Genomic DNA, 20,192 nt, shown 5'->3' with positions numbered 1-20,192 from the left:
GCCGGCAAGATAACAAATAAACCGGACTAGCAACAATATAAAATCCGGCACATACCGACCATCCGGCAAGCGCTTACATTTGAATCGAAACTTAGTATCATATGTATCAGCTACTTCAAGGAATAGTAGGACAACCAGCCCTACACAGCAAATGGTTAAACACCCTGTCGTTTATGGAGAATGCAGGCGCCCGGAAGATCTCGGCCTGTGAGCATTCCTCGCTGGTAGACCTCATCCAGCTGAAACATGCCGCAGAAGAGCATAGACACGCCTTCTACCTGAAAAAACAAATCCTCAAACTAGATCCTGAAGCCTGTAAAACATACCAACGCCACGAATTGCTGGCACCGGACTATACCCGTTATTACCTGCAGCAGCTGGACATCCAGACCTGCCGCTACCTGAAACATCATTTCCGCCTTAGCGGCCCAGCACTGAAACATGCCGCCTACCTCTATGTCACCTATGCCATAGAAGTCAGGGCCGACGAGCTATACCCCGTATACCAGCAAGTGCTGGACGAAGCAAAAAGCAAAGTTATGGTAAGGTCCATCATCCTCGAAGAAGAAGGACACCTCGAAGAAATGATCCATCAGCTTCGGTTATTTAGTCCGCAATGGGAAATTCATGCCCAGCAAGTGCAGCAGCTGGAACAGCAACTGTTCGATTCATGGACCGCCGCCCTGGAAGCAGAAGTCAACATCTACGCATAAAAATATTAAAATCTATAAGGAAGCATGACAACAACAATCCGACATGACTGGACCAAAGCAGAGATCCAGGACATTTACAACCTGCCTTTAATGGAACTGGTTTATCGCGCCGCAACGGTGCATCGTGAATTTCATGCAGCAGATAAAGTACAGGTATGTACGCTTTTGTCCATAAAAACGGGCGGTTGCCCGGAAGATTGCTCCTATTGCGGGCAGGCAGCACGTTACCATACCGATATTAAAGTACAGGCACTACTGGCTACTGAAACCGTAATCGAACACGCGCAGAAAGCTAAAGACAACGGTTCTACGAGGTTCTGTATGGCAGCAGCCTGGCGGGAAGTACGCGACAACCGCGACTTTGACCGTGTCATCGACATGGTGAAGGGCGTTAATGAGTTGGGCATGGAAGTTTGCTGCACATTGGGATTGCTCACCGAAGAACAGGCCATACGCTTGCAGGAAGCAGGATTGCATGCATACAACCACAATATTGACACCTCTTCTGACTATTATAACGAAATCATTTCTACCCGAAATTTCGACAACAGGCTGAATACAATCAATAATGTTCGCAAAGCAGGTATCACCGTGTGTTCTGGTGGCATTATCGGTTTGGGCGAAACGCACGAAGATCGCATTTCCATGCTGCATACGCTGGCTACCATGCCTAAGCATCCAGAGTCGGTGCCGGTAAATGCGCTGGCACGCGTAAAAGGAACGCCGCTGGAAAACAATCCTAAAGTAGATAATTGGGATATGGTGCGTATGATCGCCACCGCACGTATTGTGATGCCAGGATCCGTAGTGCGCCTGAGCGCTGGCCGTATTGAAATGACGGAAGCAGAACAGGCCTGGTGTTTTATGGCAGGCGCTAATTCAATCTTCACCGGCGAGCGTCAAACCCTGCTGGTAACGCCTAATCCGGGTGTTTCAGAAGATATGCAAATGTTACAGACCTTAGGCTTGAAGCCGATGGAAAATAAAAAAGAAGTTAATCTCTGCTAAGGAGACACCTTCAAAACCCTTGCTACGCCTTTACTCAGCTGCTATTGAGTAAAGGCGTTTCTTTTTTTCTTCAATAGTGTTTGTGCCCGCTTGCATTTATGATACACATTACATTATATTTGTATCTTAGTCAACCAACTGTCAAGTGCTTTAACTACAATCTGTCCCTGTTAAATGTCAACGGATGAATCCTTTGAATGCAATTCGTTTTTCTAGTCATATCTGTAAAGGTGTATTCACTATCATGTATACACGAAAAAAAGAAGCACAACGTGTTGTTCCGCTAATAGATGAGTTAGAACATGCGCTGGGCCTGCAGCTCCCGCCAGCTGTCAGGAAAAAGGCCATCACCTGTCACTCGATCTTTGTGCCAATGGTGTGCGATCTGTTCACTGCATTGCATGGGCGTACCACAACCGAAGAAGAGAAAAATAGTATATTCTACTATTTTATTTGTAGCGGCCTATTTGATGATTTTGCAGATGATAAAACATTGACTGCTGCACAGCTTCGTGAGATCATGCTTCATCCGGCGAGTTATCAATGCAACACACCTGAAGAAAAAATTTTCGTGTACACAGGCCTGCGACTCAATAGTGTGGTTCGCAACAAAGCCAGCTATGAACAAGTATTAAAGCAGTTATTGACAGCGCAATTGGATTCTGGAAAACAATTCGACCCGGCTATATCAAACAGTGAATTAGAGGAGATCACCTTCAGCAAAGGCGGGAACTCTCTACAACTGGTTTATTACTACCTGAATATTCCAACTACAGCGGAAGAACGTCACTGCTGGTTCCTATTGGGCGCTATTATACAGCTCACCAATGATTTGTATGATATTTACAAAGATTTGCAGGCCGGCATTCAGACGCTTCCTAACAGGATGAAATCTGCTATCGACTTTCAACAGTATTTCAACAGTGTCGTATCAAAACTGGAAAATCATCTGCATAAACTACCGTATAAGCATAAACGAAAACATGCCTTTCACCTGGGACTTGCCTCCATTTGTTCTTTCGGGAATACCGCACTGGAGCACCTGATCGAACTACAGGCGGCCTCTGATAAACTGCCGGCATTGCACACGCTGCCCAGAAAAAGTTTAATTATAGATATGGAAAAGCCACGCAATATCTGGCGTTGCATGAAATACTCCTATCTGCGTACCAGCTACGCGCTACAAGAAACGAAGCCTATTGTGCTACCAGTGCAGAACCTTAGCTACGAGGAGCATGTTGCTTAAAAGAACAATGATCTAATATCTCTGATAATAAATTTAAAAAGCATTCTTTGTTAAACAAGGAATGCTTTTTGAATTTATAAAGAAATAGTGATTGATTAGTTTGTAACGCCGCCTGCTGGCGCCTCTTGCGGAAACCTGCGCGCCTGTACCTTATCGTATTCTTTCACGTAGTCGGGGTGTTCTGTTCCCATAAGTCGGTCCCATACACGGAAATACAGCCCATAATTCCCTTTAAACTTGCTATGGTGCAGGTTATGATGCACAGAAGAATTCAGCACCTCAAAAAGCACGCTGTGTCTGAATTTGCGCGGCATAATCTCATAGCCCAGATGCCCGTAAACATTAATAATAAAGCCCACAATGGTAAATAGTAGTACTGTCAGCGGATGCATAGGCATGATCATGGTGATCACCAATAGTACGCCACCTTCTGCAATGGCTTCCAGCAGATGGAAGCTGTAGGATGTCCAGGGAGATGGGTTTGTACTGCGATGATGTACCAGGTGGGTCAGATGAAAGAGTTTTTTATGATGCAATACGCGGTGCATCCAGTAGAAATAGGTATCATGTATCACCAGGCTAAGGGCCAGACTCACAAATATATACCAGATCGGATAGTCGTTGACGTTAGTATACAGTTGAGTATAGTTTTTCACGGGTGTAAACATAATGATCACCGAAATGACCGTGAATACCAGTGTGCTTTGTAATGAGTGCCATACTTCCCGGATGAAGTCCTTTTTGCTGGCGGCTTTCAGCTGTATTTTCCTGGAAGATAATTTCTTTGGAAAAAATAAATAGAAGATAAGAAACGGGATTCCTGCCAGCAGGAAGTAACGAATGGTGGATACGGTGAAAATCCTGACGATAGCTGCTATGATTGGTTCCATGCGCACATAAATTGGTTTGATCCAAAATTACAATGGCAGTGGCCTTATAGCGGTTAACAATGGATAATAAATCCGATTAACAAAAGTTAATTTTTTCGGCCTTTGTCTTGCAGGCGTTTTCTGATACGACTCAGGGAAACAGGTGTAACGCCCAGCATGGAGGCGATGTATTTGTCGGGTACCCGGTTCACAACATCAAAGCGACTTTCCAGCAGGCGCTGGTAGCGCTCTTCCGGTGATAGCATCACAAAGGATTCGATGTTTTCCAGTGCTTCCGAAAGCATTCTTTTAAGGAAGTATACACGTAGCGGTTCAAATTCGGGGCGTTCCCGCAGCGCGGCGTCCAGTTTATCATAATCGATTTCTACGAGGGTAACTGGCTCTAAAGCGCGGTAGATAAACCTGGCAGGCTTGTGATGAATGATGGTATCGTGAGAAGCGATGAATTGGCCCTCCCATCGCAGTAGCAGGGTAGCTTCGTCGCCATTGGGCTTGGTGGTATAGGCACGTATGATGCCTTTTTCAATAAATGCCAGCTTCCTGGAAGTATCACCTTCACGGATATACGCTTCCCCTTCTTCCAGTTTCACCTGATTGGTTAAAGCGAACAATGGCGCCATGTCGGAAGTCAACACGCCGTTTAATTCCTGCAGCAACGTTTGCAGCAGATTTATCGAAACAGACATTTACTTTTATTTAAGCGAGTGTAAATCTGCCGTCAAGATAATTTTTTTTTCTCGCAAAGCAGCATAAGCAGCAAAGACCTGCTTTTTGTTAATGATAAGCAGCTTATACTGCTTTGCGAGGCCGCCGAAGCTGAAATAAAAGGCCCAAGGCCTGTATCCCCGAACTTTGCGAGAATAACTTTACAGGATTTCCTTCAGGAACATCAGCGTATGTTGCCATGCTCTCTTCGCCATCACTTCATTATAGTCAGGAGAAGTAGGATTGGTAAAAGTATGTTTGGAATGTGCGTAGGTAATGATCTGCCAGTCGGCTTTACCTTCATTCATTTCAGTGATGAGGTTAGCCATATCTTCAGGTTTCACGCTGCCGTCATCAGCAGGATTTTCGATCAGCATTTTTGCGGAGATGGGGCCATTTTTACGATCAGCTGCTTTGGAGAGGCCACCATGTATAGACACGATACCCACTACCGGTAATTCGCCGCGGGCTGCTTCCAGTGCGCCGCTACCGCCAAAGCAATAACCTATTACCGCTACTTTTGTAGCGCCTTCTTTCTTCAACTGCTCTACTGCCGCGGCTATACGTTTTTGGTAAGTTTTATAGTCCTGCTTGTACTGGCTGGATAATTTGGATGCGCCGGCGTTATCGGTTGGCGCATTACCTACGCCGTATATATCGGCTACAAAGGCAATATAGCCCTGCTTTTCCAGCTCTGTAGCGGCATGTTTGGCCTCATCATCGATGCCCATCCAGGCCGGGAGAATGAGTACGCCAGGCAGCTTTTTGCCAGCATTGGAGGTTACCAGTCCACTTAATTTTTGGGATCCATCCGCATAGTTAACAGGTTTGAGGTTTTGAGCGGTGGCTGCTAACCCCGAAAATAATAAGGCCGTCATAAAAAAGAGCTTGTACATATTGATATGTTTATACAGGAAATTTACAAATGTTTATGGTCTTTTTAAGCCTCCTGTGCAAATTACTCCCAGATACAACCGTAAAACCTATCAACTGTTTAATTTCTTGACATTTCCTCCACTATAAAAAAATCCTTTGTGCAAATACTAATCATCTTTACAGATATAAGTATTTACACAAAGGACTATCATCTACCGTACCTGGCTAATTATTATTTTATTATTACAGGTGTGGCTGCATAAAATCCGGCAAAGGCCTTGTCAGTGGCAGCATTATCTGTTGGTAGTTGCTATAAATATAATCATGGATCTCAGTCATGCTATAATTGCTGGCACGATTGAAATGTACCATATAGGTTTGCGTGATGATATAAACAATGTCAGTGTTGGTGTAATTGTCGTATACCGGGAAGGGATCGTTATCCAGCTGTCCGAGGTTATAAGATTCAAAAGCATTAATAATCTCCTGATCAATAAATTTTGCCTTGGTCTTAGTAGACTCAGCTACCTCTCCATCTACAACGGGTCCCGGATCTATCGGTACTTCATCGGCGGATTGAAAAAACTGACACATTCTATATGAAAATGTTATACCATACAATCTATCACGAAATCCGCTTATATCCGTCGCTAACTTAGCATCAGGCAAAGCCATTGGCAACAGAATAATAGGTGACCCCGGATTATAAGTCTTCAGGTATTTAATGAAATCTTCCGCTAGTAGTTTCATATCTTGCTGATATATGGAATAACACGAATTTTCTGCACCGGCAAATGGCAGATCATCTACGGTAATCGTACCATTTGATTTACCCATTGCCCACAGATAATTACATACATCTGCCAGCTCCTGATGTATAATATCGTTATAAATACTATCAGCTTTTAAAGCTGACAACTGTTGATTGGATGGCAGACTAGAAATATTTAATTGGCGCATACGTCTCACACCATTTTTTATTTGCAATAAATGATCTTGTTGGAATTCAACAGTCATTGTATGCTGGCGCACAACATCATACACATCTCCTTCCAGATTAGTAGTAATCGTGGCGCTTTTTTTTCCGGCAGATAAACGCTGTAATTGCGGGTCGGCTGTTACCGCATCCCTTGTACATCCATTTAAAACAATAAGGGATAGACTAAGTAGTGCTACAGATATAAATTTCATAAATAGGTTTTGGTGAATAAAATGAAAAATTGGTTAACAATTCTGTTTTAACAAACAAAAAAATAATTGCTACAGGTAAGGTTATAAACAAACTTAACGTTTAAATTTCATCTCACAATACTAAAAAAATCACTGGATAAATTCTCCGCTGAAACGCAGGCTGCATATAGCAAAAAAACTATAGGCTGCTCAATAAAGAACAACCTGTAATCTATTTTTGAATATAAATATGGATGAATAAATTATTGCAAATCCCAGATACCTGCACTCCGTTCCAGGTTAATTAATGTTGCTGCATAATTGTACAGCGACTGATAATAACTCTGCTGGATATCGTTGTAGGTACGTTGTGCATTTAACACTTCCAGCAAAGAGGTTTCTCCACGTTTATAGCTGTATATCTTTCCTTCCAAAACCTTTGCGGCTTCAGTCATCAGGCCACTTCTATACTGCGAAACCTGCTTCTGTGCTGCCTCGTAGTTCATATATGCCTGCGTCACCTCTGTACTGATCTGCAGCAGCACCTGGTCGTACTGTGTTGCAGATTGCTGTATTGCATATCTCGCCGCTTTCAGCTCTCCCTTGTAGGCATTGGAGAATTTTAAAGGAATAGCAATACCCGCATTCACACTTTTATACATAGGCGTAGGCGCTATTTCGTTGGTAGACTCTCCATTATATTGATAACCGGCATTTACACCCAAATCTATTTTCCTGTTGGCCTTTGCCAGCTTCAGTGTTTTTTCTGCCACTGTTTTGTTTCCCTTTGCTGCTACTACGTCTGCACGGTTATTCTGTGCATTGTCAATCATATTCATCAAAGGAAAATTGCGGTTCAGGTGCTCAAAATCGCCGGTAGGAAATGCCAGCGTATCATGCTGTTCTTTACCCATAAAGAGATTGAGCTGCACCAGCGCCGTTTTCCAGTCGGCCTCGCCCTGGTACAGCGTATTCAGCAAGTTACCGGCTTCCAGCTTCGACTGGCGCGCATCCACTTCCATGATAGCGCCGAGTTTATATCTTATAGAATCCGCATCAGCCAACTGTTTCATGGTATGATATGAATCCAGCATTACCTTATACTGGCAGTACTGCTGCAAGGCACTATAATATGCCAGCGCAGCATCTGCGCGGAGGTTGCGAAAATAGTCCTGCAACAAGGCCTTGCTCAGGTCCGCCTGGCTTTTCGCCAATCCTATCCTGGCAGATCGTTTACCTCCCAATTCAAAAATATTACTGAGACCAGCATTATACCCACGCCCCAGGTGTAAACTTGCTTGTTGGTTGTCATAAACGCCTATCGACAATTCCGGATCAGGGAATACTTTTGCACTTTCAATTCCAGCGTCCGCAATACTGACATCATACTGTGTAGCAATGTATCCTAAATTCTGCTTCCCTACTTTATTGAGATACTGATCCAGCGCGAGATCCGTCCGTATAAAATTGGTATCCGTCTGCGCCTGCACTGCTAGCCCCATACTGGTTAGCAGCAATAGCAGGAACATTTTTTTATAGTGATTGTACATATTTCTAATCATTTTTAATGCGATGCAGTTTCTGCTGAAACATCGGTGTAATCAGCATTTCCCCATTTCTTTTCCAGCAGGTAATACAATGCTGGCAATACAAACAGTGTGATGGCAGTGGCTACAAAGAGACCATACACGATAACCGTAGCCAGCGGCCGCTGTACGTCTGAGCCTATGCCTGTGGCCAGTGATGCTGGTAATAGTCCGAGCGCCGCCACCGTGGCCGTCATCAGTACCGGCCTGAAACGGTGCTTCGCTCCTTCCGTTACTGCTGCTAATAATGCATATCCCTGCTTTCGCAAATCGTTGATATGTGATATCAGGATCACACCATTTTGTATGGCCACGCCGAACAAAGCGATGAAACCTACTGCTGAAGAGACATTCAGCGTCATACCTCTTACATTCAATGCCAGCATACCTCCAAACAATGCCAGTGGCACGATGCTCAGTATCAGGCCTGCCTGTCTGAATTTACCAAATGCGCCATACAGTAGCAGGAACATGATAGCCAATGCCAGTGGCACTATCACCGCTAATCTTGCATAAGCACGGTTCTGATTTTCGAACTGTCCGCCCCAAGCGATATGATATTTATCGTGGTCATACTTCACCTGGGTCTCTATTTTTTGCTGAGCTGCCTGCAAGAAGCTAGTGAGGTCAGTACCACGGAGGTTCAGCTTTACCGTAAGATGGCGCTTATTCATTTCTCTGGTGATAGTACTTTCACCAGTGGCTGTTCTGATGGTGGCCACCTGCGATAATGGGATCTTAGCGCCAGTAGAAGAGGTAAGCATCAGGTTAGCGATTTTCTCCGGCGTATTACGACTATCTTCATTATACCTGCAGATCACATCATATACTTTATTGCCTTCAAAAACCTGTGAGATGGCCTTCCCACCTATGGCTACTTCTATCAGCTCACTCACATCACTTACGTTTACCCCATACCGTGCCATCGCATCTCTGTCGGCAGAGATCTGTAATTGCGGCAATGGCGGTTCCTGGTCGATAGCCAGATCTGCAGAGCCTTTTACGGTTTTCAAGGTAGCTAGTACCCCTTCGGCTATACGACGCGTTTCACCGAAATCATCTCCATAAATCTTCACTACCAACTCACTATGCGCACCGGCAATCTTATCCATTACGCCATCAATCATAGGCTGACTGAAACCCACTGTATAACCAGGCATGGCTGCATATTCTTTTGCCAGATCATTGATCAGGTCTTCTTTGGTACGCCCATGCTTCCACTCTTTGTATGGTTTGATGCCAATACTACATTCAAAGTGAGAGGCTGTCCAGGGATCGGTGCCGTCATCGTTACGGCCTGCCTGCACCATCATATAGGTTACCTCCCCGTATTTCATGGTATGCGCACGCAAACTATCACTCATCTCTTTCGATTTCTCCAGCGATACACCAGGAGGCAGCTGCACCTGTACCCAGATGGAACCTTCATCCAGCGGAGGTAAGAAGTCTTTGCCAACAGTAACAGATAAAATGATGGCGCCTGTAAGTACTATGGCTAAAGGAATAAATACCTGCTTAGGCTTATTCATGATCTTACGGATACGACTATCGTAAAATTCCGTCAGCTTTTCCAGCCACTTATTATGAAAGAGCTTTCGCGGCTTGCGATATACGGCATAAGCCAATCCTGGAATTAGCAGCAAAGCAACTGCCAGCGCGCCCAGCAGCGCATAGCCTACTGTAAAGGCCATTGGTGTGAACAGCTTTTTCTCCACACGTTCAAAAGAAAACAGCGGCAGATAAGCAGTGATGATGATAATTGTAGAGAAGAGGATAGGCCTTGCTACCAGCGCTGCCCGCTGTCCTATTGTCAACTCTTGCAATTCTTCCTCAGGGTTATCTTCCCGCTTCTTCAAAATCGTTTCCATCATCACAATCGCGCCATCCACGATGATCCCAAAGTCAATAGCTCCAAGGGATAACAAGTTTGCCGGGATATGCGTGAAATGCATCAGTATAAAAGCAATCAGCAATGCCAATGGAATCGTAATCGCCACAATCAAAGCCCCGCGCCAGTTTCCGAGGAATACGATAAGCACGATAATAACCAGACTCATACCCTCTAACAGTGTATGCGATACCGTATCCAGTGTAGTATCCACCAGATTTGTTCTGTCGAGATAAGGGCGAATGGTAACGCCTTCCGGCAAGATATTTTTATTCAGATCTTCTACGGCATCATGGATGCCTTTCAGCACCACTGAAGGATTTTGGCCTTTCAGTAACAGCACAATACCTTCTACACCTTCACTATAATCCACTTTACGATCTGTATAGCTGAGTATACCTTTACGTTCGAGGTTACCGTATTTGAGGGTACCGATATCTTTCAGAAATACGGGCACTCCATTAACGGATTTCACAACCACATTTCCCAATCCTTCCAGTTTCTTTACCAATCCTATCCCACGTACTACATAGCCCAGGTCGCCACGTGTAAGCACACTACCACCAGCATTTGCGTTGTTATTGTTGATAGCTGTTTGTACATCTCCGAGCGATAAATTATACTGCTCCAGTTTGCGTGGGTCCAGCTCCACCTGGTATTGTGTGGTGATACCACCAAAGTTGGTCACATCGGCCACGCCCGGCACTTGCCTGATACGTGGAATAATGGTCCAGGTCTGTAGATCTGTTAACTGTCGCAGGTCATGATTTTTACTTTCAATGATATACCGATAGATTTCACCAATGGGCGATGTAAGCGGGTCCAGTCCTGGCTTTGCACCGTAAGGAAGATCCACGTCATTCAATCGCTCAGTGATCCTTTGTCTGGCCCAATAATCATCTATCCCATCTTCAAATACTATGGTGACGATGCTTAGTCCGAAAGTACTTTTGCTACGCATCACGTGCATGCCAGGCATACCGTTGAGCGCGCGTTCTACTGGGATGGTAATTTGCTGTTCTACTTCTTCTGCTGCGAGGCCAGGCACCTGTGTCACTACCTGGGAGGTAACGTCTGCAATGTCGGGGTAAGCTTCTACAGATAACTGTTTCCAGGAATAGTAGCCAAAAACGCCCAACAGTATGAATAGCGCGGCAAACAGCCAGCGCTTATGGATGGCGGTGAATATTAACTTTTTCATGTTCAGTACAGAAATTATTTAGCGTCCAGTAAATAGAACCCGCCAGAGGAAACAATTTTTTCGCCGGCGCTGAGGCCAGACTGAATAACCACGTGATCTCCAACAGTATTGCCTGTCACCACTTTGCGGCGTTGATATTTATGTGCGGCTACCTCCACAAAAACAAAGCTGGCATCATTCATTTGCAGCAACGCTTTAGTAGGGATCAGAATAGCCGTGGTAGGGGCGTCTACAAAATTCACGGTGACGTACATACCGGGTTTCAGCGTATGGTCGGTGTTATTGGCTGCTATCAATACTTCTACGCTACGAGTGGATTCATCCACGATTTCATTCACATGATATACTTTGCCTTTGATATGTTTTTCAGGGAGTGCCGCAATTTCAATATTACATTCATCCAGTTCATGAATAAAGCGGATATCTTTTTCTTTCACTTGTCCTGCTATCCATATTTTGGACAGATCAGCCACCGTGGCTACACTGGCGGCATCATCCTTGATGAACTGTCCTAATACCACCTTGTTTTCAATTACTTCGCCGTTTATGGGTGCGCGTACTACCAATGGCTGACCAAGAGAAAGCTTCTCTGGATCTGCTTTAAATAAACGGATACCTACAGCTGCATTTTCGTATTCCTTTTTCTCTACATCATAGGCTGTCTGGGCTTCTTCCAGGTCTTTCTGGGTACCCACACCATGTGCTACCAGATCTTGCTGGCGTTGCAGGTTTTTACGCGCTTGCTCTAGTTGTGATTTCTCCTGGAAGAATACCTTCTGTGCCTGAACAAAATCTGGAGAAGAGATTTCGAACAGCGGTGTTTCGGGAGTTGTTTTCATGCCCAGTCGCAGGTAAGAGCGTGTTACGCGGCCCTGGAAGGGAGGCGCTATTTCCGCGAACTGTGTGGGAATAGCTTTTACAGTACCGGCAGTAAACAGTTGCAGGCGATAGGGTGCTGCTTGCACAATCGTATCTTTTAGTTTACTCAGTAGGTTAGAGTTGAGCGGTAGCGTAATTGTATCCCCGCTTATAGTATAGGAAACAGCGTCATTACCGCCCTGGGTTTGTTGGCAGGAAGCGAAGGACAATACCATTCCTGCTCCCATACATAGCAGGACAATAGATTTCAAGCCATGCAGATGGATTTGTTTTACAACCATTGATTTAAATTTTACTCGCCTATGTATTTTATTGATTTGTGCAGATATACCAGCCTTGGTTAGTAATAAGGAATATGATAAAGTTGTAGGTGCATGATGGGTGGCATTAGGCTCCTGGCAAGGAGTAGCCAGGCTAATCCTCACAGGGAAGCTTTGTTTAATAATTGTTTACTATCCGAAAATTCGCTGTCCATTTTTCATTGATGCATTGCTTTAAATGCAGTGCAAAATTAAAATAGCCTCCCGAAGAGGCTATTAGAACGAGTATATAATGTTATTAGAAATTTATTAGAAGCGGATTCGTATATCCGTTATTGTTGGGGTACGGAGAAGACAGGTGTTTACCAGCAGTTATGTAACAAGATAATTGCCTGGTTTACATTAATTAACTGTAGAAAGATTTTCTACCAGGGAGATGTCAGCATTGGATTGCTTATGTTTTTTACCCCAGCTGCTAAGCTGCGCCCAGATAGGCACCAGCTCTCTGGCAATTGACGTTAGTTCATAATCTACCCTTGGTGGCACTTCAGCATATACGGTCCTTTTCACCAGCCCAGCTTTTTCCAGCTCTTTCAGTTGCAGGGCCAGCATCCTTTCTGTGATGCCGCTGATCTGTTTGCGTAGCTCGCTGAAACGCAGTTTTCTATGCTCCAGGTTACACAATATCAGCAATTTCCATCTCCCTCCTACCATACAAATCGCATAGGTAAGATCGCACTCTTTTAGATATTCTTCATTTATAATGTTGGTCGAGTTTTCCTTTCTTTTTCCCATTACTTACAAATTTGTTAGTACCATACAATCAGCTGTATACTACACAAAAGTAAAGATACCTCTATAATTTTGGGTCATCAATTTAAAACGAACCAATATGAACAAGATATTTTCACTACTGATAGGCATGATGATTAGCAGTGCGGCAATAGCGCAAACTAATACACTGGAAAAAAAACTGGATGATCTGTCTGCCAGGTTAATTAAAAATGAATCAGTTACAGGCATCAACGTACTGGTAATAAAAGATGGCAAAACAGCTTATAATAAAGCTTTTGGTTATGCAGACATTGACACCAAACGCCCTATGCGCACGGATGATATATTCCGCGTAGCTTCACAAACAAAGGCTATTACCAGCGTAGCTGTAATGATGCTTTGGGAAGAAGGCTACCTCCTGCTGGACGACCCTATCTCCAAATACATTCCTGCATTCAAAAATCCTAAGGTACTGGCTACTTACCAGGCGGCTGACACCAGCTTTACCACGGTTCCTGCCAATAGAGAAATCACTATCAGGGATTTGTTTAGGCATACCTCCGGCCTGAGTTATCCATTCTTTTCATCAGACCCACGGTTTAACGCTATTTACGCAAAATCAGGCACATCTACCGGCATCGGTAGCAAAGGGTTGTTAAAAGAACGGATAGACCTGCTAGCGCAGCAGCCACTTGTACATCAGCCAGGCGAAGCATTTACCTACGGACTAAGTACAGACGTCTTAGGCTACCTCGTGGAAGTAGTCAGCGGCATGCCGCTGGACGAATTCTTTCGTAAACGAATATTTGAACCGCTGGAAATGAAAGACACTTATTTCCTGCTGCCACAGGAAAAAGCGGGTCGCCTTGTAGCCGTAGTACAAAAAACGGATAAGGGCTGGACAAAAATAAACAACGCTATATACGAAGGCAACCCGGTGGAGTATCCACTAATAAAAGATACCTATTTCTCTGGTGGTGCGGGCTTAAGCACTACTACAGCGGATTATAGCCAATTTCTGCAAATGCTGTTAAACGGCGGCACCTACAAAGGCAAACGATTGCTTAGCAGTAGAACCATCGCCATGATGACCACCAATCAGCTTCCGGAAAAAACGATTGCACACGGCGATCCTGATACGCGCTTTGGACTTGGCTTTGAACTTGTAACACCAGACAACAAATTCAAACATGCAGAAAGCGTAGGTACCTTTTTCTGGGGCGGCGCATTTAATACCCAGTATTGGGTGGACCCCGCAGAGAAAATGATAGTGTTAGTATATACACAGGAATATCTGCCCGCCGACTTCTGGGAACTGCATATCCGCTACAGTGATGTTATCTATTCAAATCTTGATAAATAATAACGTAAACGCACAAACGGAAACATAGGATGAAAAAGTACGCTTATATTGGAAGTCTGGGCTTACTCGGCGTGATCACCACTGAATTCGGCGTGATAGGCATATTACCGCAGATAGCGGCGCATTATAACATCAGTATAGATAAAGCAGGTTTGCTGTTAAGCGTGTTTGCCTTAGTCATTGCACTCACTGGGCCGTTGATGACCTTACTGGCAGCAGGTTTCGACAGGAAAAAAATAATGCTGGCAGCTATTGGTTGCTTTCTGATTACCGGCATTGTCTCTTCTTTTTCTCCACCCTTCTGGCTATTGTTGCTGGTGCGTATTTTACCAGCCTTTTTACAACCGGTATATATTGCTACAGCTCTATCAGTGGCGGTATCCAAAGGTGATAAAGCAAACGAAAACGGATTGATGAGCATTGTTTTCAGCGGTGTAACCCTTGCAATGGTGACCACCGTGCCGCTGGCCACTTATATTGCCAGTATTTTCAGCTGGGAATATTCGTTTATGATACAAACGGCAGTGAGCCTTATTGCATGGGTAACTATTTACTTCGGAATGGAAAACATGCCGGTGAATGAAAAGAAATCTTACGGCAGCCAGCTAATGATATTAAAGCAGCCTACTTTTATTGTTAGTACACTGATGAATTTCTTTATGGTTTCCGGCTGGTTCTGTACCTACAGTTACTTTGCCGAATATCTCAACAAAGCAAAAGGCATGGACGACACCATGGTCAGTTACATGTTGTTTGTATTTGGTATCATTGGCGTAGTGGCCACCTGGATCGCTGGCAAGATGCTCAACAAAAATATTACCACTACCACCGCCTTTTTTCTGTCAGGCACGTTATTCATTCCTGTATTGCTGTATTACTCCAATGGCAATATGGCCGCCACTATTGCAGTAATCGGCTTATGGGGCTTCATGTATTCACCAGCATTTCTCAATGCTTCTACCTATATGATTTCCTCCGCACCACATGCACTGGAATTTGCCAACAGCCTGGCTACGTCCTTCGGCAATCTCGGTGTTACTTTGGGCACTACTGTTGGCGGATGGATCATCGCCAGCAAAGGCGTACAGTATACCCCGTGGATGACGATTGTTTTTGGAACTATGGCATTTGTGATGATACTGATACGTGCAGCGTTGGAAAACAAACAATCATATAGTGTGAAGGAGCCTTGCGCACAATAACGATTCAGGTAAACTGTTATAATAATATATTTCTCCCATTTAACCGGCCATGGTTTTCATTAAGAAAAACATGGCCGGTTTCTCATTTATATCCATATATTAATTTTAATAATAACAATAACCCTATGAAAAAACTTCGCACGGCACTGCCGTTCTGTATTGTTATGTCAATGTCTATATCTGCACTGGCACAGCATTTCACCGCTATTAAATCTGAACTTGAGCATGGAGACTACTGGCATAATTTTTACACATTGGGCAACGACAAGATAATTTGCCTGGAGTATGCCTCGCCACATAATGCTTTTAATTACAATAGAAATTTTGATCATAGCAATATGATTGTTCTTGATACGAATTTAAATGTGATCAAAGAAAAAGAAATACCGGAACTGGAGAAGAAAATCCTGCGTGCTTCATATCCTACAAGCGACAAACTTTATCTGGCTTATGAGGATAAAAATGATCAGATTAGCTTATATCAGATTAATGACAAGGATCATAGTGCTATATTGAAAGAAGATCTTTTTAAAGTTAGTGCTGACGATCGAAAAATGAGTGCTGGCGCATCTGATAACTATAAGTATTTCTTGTGTAAAAGCTACCAGAAAAAAGAAACAGGCACTTTCGACCTGGTAATATTTGATCAGGAAATGAAGATAAAAAAACAGATTACCTATCACGACAAACATTCCAAAGATGATATCGAAAATATCCAATATGATTTGAGTGATAACGGCACCTTTTATATCATAACCCATTATCGTCTTTCCAAAAAAGACAAGTTAAACGTAGAAATCACTACCATCAAAGATAAAAATGATATAAAAACGGTCTCCCTTCCCTCACTGAATGCCGACATTGACAGCCCACCTACCTGGAGATTAATCGATGATAAATATGTGATGATCGTTGAACGGTACAATAAGAAAGAGGTCTCCGGATATTTTATCGGACAGTATGATATCATCTCCAACAAAATGAGTGAAATTAAATCTGTCTCCTTGGAAAAACCTATTCCGGAAAACGCCTACTGGCGCTATCTCCATTATGGTAATGATGGCAGCATATACCTCTACTACGACATTATGACTGAAAAAAGATGGTTTACGAATAGTGGGCACTCAGGAACAGATTATTACAGTGCGGAGGCATTTGCATTTAAGATAAACCCCGATGGTAAAGTTGGCTGGCAGCATACTATTGTGAAGAATCAATTTGAACAGCAAGCTCACAATCACACTGGCTCTGTTATTACTATGGACAATGATGATATGTACATATTTTTCACAGACTGGCTGGATAATACCACCGTATCTAACCCGGACGACAAGAAAATACGCGAGCTGCAAATCATGAATAAGATGCCTAAAAGTGGTATAGCCTGCGTTTACATTAGTAAAGACGGCAAGGCAGAAAAAAAATTTGTTACAACTGATGAAACGGAAGCCCATCACTTAGCAATTGACGCTTACCGGGTTTCGAATGGGCAGCTGATTTACACTGCCTTCCAACAAAAAAACATAGGAAGATCTACTTATAAAATTGGAAAAATCAATTGGAAGAATTAAATGGTTCGATTTAAATAGATGGGAGATATTTCCAATGGCAGATAATATCCTTAGTAAGAGGTCTTAACTGGAAGTGCAGTTAAAAAAGTAAAAAGCGGGAGCCCGATCCCGCTTTTTCATTTATGACGCAAAGCTGTGCTATACTTTCAGCTGTGCTTCGTTCCAGGCATCCAGGTAACGCTCCAAAACATCCAGTGGCATACAGCCATATTTCAGGATGGCAGTGTGAAACGCTGGTACACTGAAACGATTTCCTTGTAATTGTTTATATTTTTCTTTTAGAGATTTAATTTTCAGCTCTCCAATTTTATAGGAAAGTGATTGACCCGGCCAAGCCATGTAGCGCTCAATTTCTGCGGTGGCGATCTCTTTACTGATAGACTCGTGGTCCATCATATACTGTATGGCCTGTGCTTTTGATAATTTCCCTGTATGTATACCCACGTCCACGACTAAACGAATAGCGCGGTGAATTTCATTATTTAACGCGCCCATTTTCTGGTAAGCATCGGTATAACATCCCAGGCTATCACCGAGCGACTCACAATACAATGCCCATCCTTCCATAAAAGCATATAAAGCATTCTGTTGCAGGAAAGCTGGCAGCCCGGCTTGTTCCTGCTGCAATGCAATCTGGTAGTGGTGTCCAGGGATCGCTTCATGTATAAACGTACATTCCAAACCATAAAACACAACATTGATCTTCGTAGCATCAGGCACCGGCACATAGAAAGTTCCGGGACGATGTTCTTTGAGATTGCCTTTTATGTAATAGGGCCCGCCCATCGCCGCCTCCTGAAAAGGATCTACCCTGCGGATCACAAAAGGCGTCTCAGGCTCATTTTCAAAAAAATTTCTTAAATGTGGTTGTATTTTCTGGTAGATAGCACGATAGGCATTCAACACCTCTTCCGGCTGCTTAAATGGCCTGAACTTCGGATCTGTGCGCAAAAAGTAGAAATACGCTGGTAATGTTCCCTGGAAGCCATTGATTCTTTTATTCTCTTCCATGGCCAGCGTAATCCTGTTTACCTCACTGATACCAAGGTTATAGATGGAATCCGGGCTCAGGGCTGCCGTTGTAGTATATTGCCTGATAAAATAGCGATAAAGACTATCGCCACCAGGCAGCGCATGCAGCCCCGGCTGATCCTGCGCATAAGGCAGGTAATCATTTTTCAGGTAATTAGCCAACGTATCATAAGAATGCAGGACATAAGCCGGAATAATTCGTTGGTACATGGCCGTTAGCCTCCGCTTGCTATCAGCAGAAAAGGATGCCGGAAATTTACGCACCGGCGCATAGAAAATGCATTTGGTGGTATCCTTCTCCGCGAGCGCTGTCATCTGCGGAATCATTTTGAGTACCAGGTCTTTTGGCAAGACCATACCCATTTTCTTTCCTTTCTCAAAATTAGCTAATGTCGTATCTGTCCAATCTTTGAATGCCATCATTCGTTTAGACCAATTCTCATAATCCTTTACAGTTGCAAAAGGCTGAGGACCATCTCCTGATCCAAACGAGGCCATATCCTTTGGTATAGCCGCAGTAAATTGGTTGAATGGTAAATATTCCAGGTGAAGGCTTAGTCCTTCGATATCCATATTCAGCATATATTCCAGGATATCATAGTATAGTTGGTCTGCTGCTGACAAAGAGGGCCTTTCAAATTTATGTAAGGATGTTAACGTAGATTGATAAAAAGCTTTGCGCGCCGCTATGAAACTGGCGGAACCCTCATTGGGCAGCAGATCGTCGTATTGATGGATACCATTGGCGGTTGCCTGAAACGGATTAAAGTAAGATTCTCTATCGTAGTATTTTTCAAATAACTGGTGCAAGGCAGCATTGGGTTGCTGCGCCAATAGCTTAACAGAAGCCATCGCAGCCAGCAGCAGGAAAATAAAGAAACGGATTACACTAATCATATTTTTCGCTTATACGTGACCGTGAATGGTGACGTTTCAGCAGCGAAATTATGGCGACGAGCATGCAAAAAATTGTACGATATTAACCTGGGCCAGAAATATCTCTATATTTTCTGATATTGTTTTGGCGTGATACCTGTGAGTCGTTTACAGGTTTTTATAAAGTGTGCCTGGTCAGCAAAACCGCAGTCATAGGCGATCTCGGTCAATGTCTGCTTTTGGGAGCGTATCATGGACAGCGCCTTTTCGATTTTTATTTTACGGAGATACTCTCCCAGCGTACATCCAAAATACCGGGGGAAATATCGGGAGATGGTAACAGGATGCAGATCTACTGCTGCTGCAAGGTCTGCAAGGCATAGTGGATTATTCCAGTTATCGTACATCGCCTCTTTCACTTTTTTGGTCCAGGCGGGATTCATATCCTGTTGAGCACCTACTGTACTGAGCAGATCAAGACAAAGCTGGTGAATAGACAAACTACTGCCTATAGTGTCGCTGAGATAATGTTCCGCCATAATAGTGACCAGCAAAGGGCGATTCCATTGAGCGTCGTCACTAAACATCCAGGATTCTTCCGGGATATTGATATTATATTTTGTAAAAAATTCTCTGGTAAATTCAAGATTAAATATTCTGGTACCAGCTAGATAATCTATGTTCTGGTGCGCTATGCCCGGGTAATAATATAAAGATGAGCCTGGTCGTTGAAGGTCAGGGCCTTTGCTGCGCATCTCTTTACTACCACCATTCAGGATATGCGAAAAATGGGGATTCTCGTGAAAGTGCCAGTCAGACACAGTTCCAGCCTCATAAAAATTTTCTGACGCAATGATTCCATCAAACAATTGTTGACGTACCGGTTCTCCAACGTAGGTTCCTGCTTCTAAAAGTATGGCTGAGCTGTTCTGCATTCACAACAAAATAAGCA

16 protein-coding genes are annotated in these 20,192 nt (G+C 43.7%); 6 read left to right on the top strand and 10 right to left on the bottom strand.

Translation table 11 applies throughout. The annotated features are described in order from the left end of the window. The first annotated feature begins 101 nt into the window (after window positions 1-101). From ACE38W_RS01145 to ACE38W_RS01135, 3 genes are all read left to right on the top strand, one after another. Window positions 102-713, top strand: coding sequence for a hypothetical protein (locus ACE38W_RS01145; RefSeq protein WP_375828383.1), 612 nt, complete (start codon window positions 102-104; stop codon window positions 711-713). A 24-nt stretch (window positions 714-737) separates the two neighbouring features. Next, on the top strand, window positions 738-1,721 hold the full coding sequence (bioB, locus tag ACE38W_RS01140) for a biotin synthase BioB (protein ID WP_375828382.1): 984 nt from the start codon (window positions 738-740) through the stop codon (window positions 1,719-1,721). Between the two features lie 244 nt (window positions 1,722-1,965). Beyond that, on the top strand, window positions 1,966-2,967 hold the full coding sequence (locus tag ACE38W_RS01135) for a hypothetical protein (protein ID WP_375828381.1): 1,002 nt from the start codon (window positions 1,966-1,968) through the stop codon (window positions 2,965-2,967). A 95-nt stretch (window positions 2,968-3,062) separates the two neighbouring features. Here the strand turns inward: ACE38W_RS01135 and ACE38W_RS01130 are convergent, their stop codons facing one another. From ACE38W_RS01130 to ACE38W_RS01095, 8 genes are all read right to left on the bottom strand, one after another. Further along, window positions 3,063-3,857, bottom strand: a complete 795-nt coding sequence (locus ACE38W_RS01130) for a sterol desaturase family protein (protein WP_375828380.1) — start codon at window positions 3,855-3,857, stop codon at window positions 3,063-3,065. Window positions 3,858-3,943: 86 nt separating this feature from the next. Beyond that, window positions 3,944-4,543, bottom strand: coding sequence for a Crp/Fnr family transcriptional regulator (locus ACE38W_RS01125; protein WP_375828379.1), 600 nt, complete (start codon window positions 4,541-4,543; stop codon window positions 3,944-3,946). A gap of 180 nt (window positions 4,544-4,723) precedes the next feature. Further along, window positions 4,724-5,458 carry a dienelactone hydrolase family protein gene (locus ACE38W_RS01120; RefSeq protein ID WP_375828378.1) on the bottom strand — a complete coding sequence of 245 codons (735 nt, stop codon included), beginning with the start codon at window positions 5,456-5,458 and terminating at the stop codon, window positions 4,724-4,726. Window positions 5,459-5,681: 223 nt separating this feature from the next. Further along, window positions 5,682-6,629: a hypothetical protein gene (locus ACE38W_RS01115; protein ID WP_375828377.1), complete on the bottom strand. Its 948-nt coding sequence runs from the start codon at window positions 6,627-6,629 to the stop codon at window positions 5,682-5,684. A gap of 242 nt (window positions 6,630-6,871) precedes the next feature. Next, on the bottom strand, window positions 6,872-8,158 hold the full coding sequence (locus ACE38W_RS01110) for a TolC family protein (RefSeq protein ID WP_375828376.1): 1,287 nt from the start codon (window positions 8,156-8,158) through the stop codon (window positions 6,872-6,874). A 14-nt stretch (window positions 8,159-8,172) separates the two neighbouring features. Further along, complete coding sequence (locus tag ACE38W_RS01105; protein WP_375828375.1) at window positions 8,173-11,283, bottom strand: efflux RND transporter permease subunit; 3,111 nt, start codon at window positions 11,281-11,283, stop codon at window positions 8,173-8,175. 14 nt (window positions 11,284-11,297) lie between these two features. Beyond that, entirely contained in the window at window positions 11,298-12,443 is a 1,146-nt protein-coding gene (locus ACE38W_RS01100; protein ID WP_375828374.1) for an efflux RND transporter periplasmic adaptor subunit, read from the bottom strand. Between the two features lie 381 nt (window positions 12,444-12,824). Continuing rightward, window positions 12,825-13,217 carry a winged helix-turn-helix transcriptional regulator gene (locus ACE38W_RS01095; protein WP_375828373.1) on the bottom strand — a complete coding sequence of 131 codons (393 nt, stop codon included), beginning with the start codon at window positions 13,215-13,217 and terminating at the stop codon, window positions 12,825-12,827. 97 nt (window positions 13,218-13,314) lie between these two features. Between ACE38W_RS01095 and ACE38W_RS01090 the strand changes: the two genes are divergently transcribed. The 3 genes from ACE38W_RS01090 to ACE38W_RS01080 all read left to right on the top strand — a co-directional run bounded on the left by ACE38W_RS01090 (window position 13,315) and on the right by ACE38W_RS01080 (window position 17,332). Beyond that, a complete protein-coding gene (locus ACE38W_RS01090; protein WP_375828372.1) occupies window positions 13,315-14,559 on the top strand; it encodes a serine hydrolase domain-containing protein in 1,245 nt (414 codons plus the stop codon). Between the two features lie 29 nt (window positions 14,560-14,588). Continuing rightward, on the top strand, window positions 14,589-15,761 hold the full coding sequence (locus tag ACE38W_RS01085; protein WP_375828371.1) for an MFS transporter: 1,173 nt from the start codon (window positions 14,589-14,591) through the stop codon (window positions 15,759-15,761). A 125-nt stretch (window positions 15,762-15,886) separates the two neighbouring features. Next, the gene (locus tag ACE38W_RS01080; RefSeq protein ID WP_375828370.1) at window positions 15,887-17,332 is read left to right on the top strand and encodes a hypothetical protein; all 1,446 of its coding nucleotides are present in this window, start codon (window positions 15,887-15,889) and stop codon (window positions 17,330-17,332) included. A 138-nt stretch (window positions 17,333-17,470) separates the two neighbouring features. On the opposite strand, the gene ACE38W_RS01075 is transcribed toward ACE38W_RS01080, so the two are convergent. Both ACE38W_RS01075 and ACE38W_RS01070 read right to left on the bottom strand, forming a co-directional pair. Further along, window positions 17,471-19,261 carry a DUF885 family protein gene (locus tag ACE38W_RS01075; protein WP_375828369.1) on the bottom strand — a complete coding sequence of 597 codons (1,791 nt, stop codon included), beginning with the start codon at window positions 19,259-19,261 and terminating at the stop codon, window positions 17,471-17,473. A 104-nt stretch (window positions 19,262-19,365) separates the two neighbouring features. Further along, window positions 19,366-20,175 carry a helix-turn-helix domain-containing protein gene (locus tag ACE38W_RS01070; protein WP_375828368.1) on the bottom strand — a complete coding sequence of 270 codons (810 nt, stop codon included), beginning with the start codon at window positions 20,173-20,175 and terminating at the stop codon, window positions 19,366-19,368. Window positions 20,176-20,192: the final 17 nt, after the last annotated feature.

This window comes from Chitinophaga sp. Hz27 (assembly GCF_042263525.1).
In the GTDB taxonomy this organism is placed as follows: domain Bacteria; phylum Bacteroidota; class Bacteroidia; order Chitinophagales; family Chitinophagaceae; genus Chitinophaga.
The sequence above is the reverse complement of the archived record's forward strand: the minus strand, read 5'-3'. Positions and strand labels throughout refer to the sequence as shown.

Bases quoted from the DNA above. Each gene is read 5' to 3' on its own strand.
- ACE38W_RS01115 (WP_375828377.1), bottom strand. From the start codon at position 6,629: ATGAAATTTATATCTGTAGCACTACTTAGTCTATCCCTTATTGTTTTA.
- ACE38W_RS01130 (WP_375828380.1), bottom strand. From the start codon at position 3,857: ATGGAACCAATCATAGCAGCTATCGTCAGGATTTTCACCGTATCCACC.
- ACE38W_RS01080 (WP_375828370.1), top strand. From the start codon at position 15,887: ATGAAAAAACTTCGCACGGCACTGCCGTTCTGTATTGTTATGTCAATG.
- ACE38W_RS01075 (WP_375828369.1), bottom strand. From the start codon at position 19,261: ATGATTAGTGTAATCCGTTTCTTTATTTTCCTGCTGCTGGCTGCGATG.
- ACE38W_RS01095 (WP_375828373.1), bottom strand. From the start codon at position 13,217: ATGGGAAAAAGAAAGGAAAACTCGACCAACATTATAAATGAAGAATAT.
- ACE38W_RS01135 (WP_375828381.1), top strand. From the start codon at position 1,966: ATGTATACACGAAAAAAAGAAGCACAACGTGTTGTTCCGCTAATAGAT.
- ACE38W_RS01100 (WP_375828374.1), bottom strand. From the start codon at position 12,443: ATGGTTGTAAAACAAATCCATCTGCATGGCTTGAAATCTATTGTCCTG.
- ACE38W_RS01125 (WP_375828379.1), bottom strand. From the start codon at position 4,543: ATGTCTGTTTCGATAAATCTGCTGCAAACGTTGCTGCAGGAATTAAAC.
- ACE38W_RS01120 (WP_375828378.1), bottom strand. From the start codon at position 5,458: ATGTACAAGCTCTTTTTTATGACGGCCTTATTATTTTCGGGGTTAGCA.
- ACE38W_RS01070 (WP_375828368.1), bottom strand. From the start codon at position 20,175: ATGCAGAACAGCTCAGCCATACTTTTAGAAGCAGGAACCTACGTTGGA.
- ACE38W_RS01085 (WP_375828371.1), top strand. From the start codon at position 14,589: ATGAAAAAGTACGCTTATATTGGAAGTCTGGGCTTACTCGGCGTGATC.
- ACE38W_RS01090 (WP_375828372.1), top strand. From the start codon at position 13,315: ATGAACAAGATATTTTCACTACTGATAGGCATGATGATTAGCAGTGCG.
- ACE38W_RS01105 (WP_375828375.1), bottom strand. From the start codon at position 11,283: ATGAAAAAGTTAATATTCACCGCCATCCATAAGCGCTGGCTGTTTGCC.
- ACE38W_RS01110 (WP_375828376.1), bottom strand. From the start codon at position 8,158: ATGTACAATCACTATAAAAAAATGTTCCTGCTATTGCTGCTAACCAGT.
- ACE38W_RS01145 (WP_375828383.1), top strand. From the start codon at position 102: ATGTATCAGCTACTTCAAGGAATAGTAGGACAACCAGCCCTACACAGC.
- bioB (WP_375828382.1), top strand. From the start codon at position 738: ATGACAACAACAATCCGACATGACTGGACCAAAGCAGAGATCCAGGAC.